2 tRNA genes and 2 rRNA genes are annotated in these 3,411 nt (G+C 52.1%); all 4 read left to right on the top strand.

Annotated features, from left to right (window positions below):
* Positions 1-59: ribosomal RNA gene (locus tag CWM53_RS29895) — 16S ribosomal RNA — on the top strand; the annotation flags it as partial.
* Positions 60-128: 69 nt separating this feature from the next.
* Positions 129-205, top strand: a tRNA-Ile gene (locus tag CWM53_RS29890).
* A 36-nt stretch (positions 206-241) separates the two neighbouring features.
* Positions 242-317 (top strand) — tRNA-Ala (locus CWM53_RS29885).
* 177 nt (positions 318-494) lie between these two features.
* Positions 495-3,399: ribosomal RNA gene (locus CWM53_RS29880) — 23S ribosomal RNA — on the top strand.
* Positions 3,400-3,411: the final 12 nt, after the last annotated feature.

Genomic DNA, 3,411 nt, shown 5'->3' with positions numbered 1-3,411 from the left:
CTGGGGTGAAGTCGTAACAAGGTAACCGTAGGGGAACCTGCGGTTGGATCACCTCCTTACCTTAAAGAACCTGCCTTTGTAGTGCTCACACAGATTGTCTGATGAAAAACAGCAGTAAAAACCTCTACAGGCTTGTAGCTCAGGTGGTTAGAGCGCACCCCTGATAAGGGTGAGGTCGGTGGTTCAAGTCCACTCAGGCCTACCAAATTTGCGAAGCAAATTTGAAGAGGTTGCAAACGATGGGGCTATAGCTCAGCTGGGAGAGCGCCTGCTTTGCACGCAGGAGGTCTGCGGTTCGATCCCGCATAGCTCCACCATCATTACTGCAAACACAAGAAAACTTCAGAGTGAACCTGAAAAGGTGCACTGCGAAGTTTTGCTCTTTAAAAATCTGGATCAAGCTGAAAATTGAAACGACACACTGTTTAAGTGTGTTCGAGTCTCTCAAATTTTCGCGACACGTTGGTGTTTTACGAAACATCTTCGGGTTGTGAGGTTAAGCGACTAAGCGTACACGGTGGATGCCCTGGCAGTCAGAGGCGATGAAGGACGTGCTAATCTGCGAAAAGCGTCGGTAAGGTGATATGAACCGTTATAGCCGGCGATGTCCGAATGGGGAAACCCAGTGCAATTCGTTGCACTATCGTTAACTGAATACATAGGTTAACGAGGCGAACCGGGGGAACTGAAACATCTAAGTACCCCGAGGAAAAGAAATCAACCGAGATTCCCCCAGTAGCGGCGAGCGAACGGGGAGCAGCCCAGAGTCTGAATCAGCTTGTGTGTTAGTGGAACGGTCTGGAAAGTCCGACGGTACAGGGTGATAGTCCCGTACACCAAAATGCACAGGTTGTGAACTCGAAGAGTAGGGCGGGACACGTGGTATCCTGTCTGAATATGGGGGGACCATCCTCCAAGGCTAAATACTCCTGACTGACCGATAGTGAACCAGTACCGTGAGGGAAAGGCGAAAAGAACCCCGGCGAGGGGAGTGAAAAAGAACCTGAAACCGTGTACGTACAAGCAGTGGGAGCCTCTTTATGGGGTGACTGCGTACCTTTTGTATAATGGGTCAGCGACTTATATTCTGTAGCAAGGTTAACCGTATAGGGGAGCCGCAGGGAAACCGAGTCTTAACTGGGCGTTAAGTTGCAGGGTATAGACCCGAAACCCGGTGATCTAGCCATGGGCAGGTTGAAGGTTGGGTAACACTAACTGGAGGACCGAACCGACTAATGTTGAAAAATTAGCGGATGACTTGTGGCTGGGGGTGAAAGGCCAATCAAACCGGGAGATAGCTGGTTCTCCCCGAAAGCTATTTAGGTAGCGCCTCGTGAATTCATCTTCGGGGGTAGAGCACTGTTTCGGCTAGGGGGTCATCCCGACTTACCAACCCGATGCAAACTACGAATACCGAAGAATGTTATCACGGGAGACACACGGCGGGTGCTAACGTCCGTCGTGAAGAGGGAAACAACCCAGACCGCCAGCTAAGGTCCCAAAGTCATGGTTAAGTGGGAAACGATGTGGGAAGGCACAGACAGCCAGGATGTTGGCTTAGAAGCAGCCATCATTTAAAGAAAGCGTAATAGCTCACTGGTCGAGTCGGCCTGCGCGGAAGATGTAACGGGGCTAAACCATGCACCGAAGCTGCGGCAGCGACACTATGTGTTGTTGGGTAGGGGAGCGTTCTGTAAGCCTGCGAAGGTGACCTGTGAGGGTTGCTGGAGGTATCAGAAGTGCGAATGCTGACATAAGTAACGATAAAGCGGGTGAAAAGCCCGCTCGCCGGAAGACCAAGGGTTCCTGTCCAACGTTAATCGGGGCAGGGTGAGTCGACCCCTAAGGCGAGGCCGAAAGGCGTAGTCGATGGGAAACAGGTTAATATTCCTGTACTTGGTGTTACTGCGAAGGGGGGACGGAGAAGGCTATGTTAGCCGGGCGACGGTTGTCCCGGTTTAAGCATGTAGGCGGAGGTTCCAGGTAAATCCGGTACCTTTTAACGCTGAGGTGTGATGACGAGGCACTACGGTGCTGAAGTAACAAATGCCCTGCTTCCAGGAAAAGCCTCTAAGCATCAGGTAACATTAAATCGTACCCCAAACCGACACAGGTGGTCAGGTAGAGAATACCAAGGCGCTTGAGAGAACTCGGGTGAAGGAACTAGGCAAAATGGTGCCGTAACTTCGGGAGAAGGCACGCTGATAGGTAGGTGAAGCCCCTGCGGGTGGAGCTGAAATCAGTCGAAGATACCAGCTGGCTGCAACTGTTTATTAAAAACACAGCACTGTGCAAACACGAAAGTGGACGTATACGGTGTGACGCCTGCCCGGTGCCGGAAGGTTAATTGATGGGGTTATCCGTAAGGAGAAGCTCTTGATCGAAGCCCCGGTAAACGGCGGCCGTAACTATAACGGTCCTAAGGTAGCGAAATTCCTTGTCGGGTAAGTTCCGACCTGCACGAATGGCGTAATGATGGCCAGGCTGTCTCCACCCGAGACTCAGTGAAATTGAACTCGCTGTGAAGATGCAGTGTACCCGCGGCAAGACGGAAAGACCCCGTGAACCTTTACTATAGCTTGACACTGAACATTGAGCCTTGATGTGTAGGATAGGTGGGAGGCTTTGAAGCGTGGACGCCAGTCTGCGTGGAGCCAACCTTGAAATACCACCCTTTAATGTTTGATGTTCTAACGTAGACCCCTAATCGGGGTTGCGGACAGTGTCTGGTGGGTAGTTTGACTGGGGCGGTCTCCTCCCAAAGAGTAACGGAGGAGCACGAAGGTTAGCTAATCCTGGTCGGACATCAGGAGGTTAGTGCAATGGCATAAGCTAGCTTGACTGCGAGCGTGACGGCGCGAGCAGGTGCGAAAGCAGGTCATAGTGATCCGGTGGTTCTGAATGGAAGGGCCATCGCTCAACGGATAAAAGGTACTCCGGGGATAACAGGCTGATACCGCCCAAGAGTTCATATCGACGGCGGTGTTTGGCACCTCGATGTCGGCTCATCACATCCTGGGGCTGAAGTAGGTCCCAAGGGTATGGCTGTTCGCCATTTAAAGTGGTACGCGAGCTGGGTTTAGAACGTCGTGAGACAGTTCGGTCCCTATCTGCCGTGGGCGCTGGAGAATTGAGGGGGGCTGCTCCTAGTACGAGAGGACCGGAGTGGACGCATCACTGGTGTTCGGGTTGTCATGCCAATGGCATTGCCCGGTAGCTAAATGCGGAAGAGATAAGTGCTGAAAGCATCTAAGCACGAAACTTGCCCCGAGATGAGTTCTCCCTGAGACTTTAAGTCTCCTGAAGGAACGTTGAAGACGACGACGTTGATAGGCCGGGTGTGTAAGCGCAGCGATGCGTTGAGCTAACCGGTACTAATGAACCGTGAGGCTTAACCTTACAACGCCGAAG

The sequence above is a fragment of the Klebsiella sp. A-Nf5 genome, from assembly GCF_002810545.1.
Lineage (GTDB): Bacteria > Pseudomonadota > Gammaproteobacteria > Enterobacterales > Enterobacteriaceae > Klebsiella > Klebsiella variicola.
The sequence above is the reverse complement of the archived record's forward strand: the minus strand, read 5'-3'. Positions and strand labels throughout refer to the sequence as shown.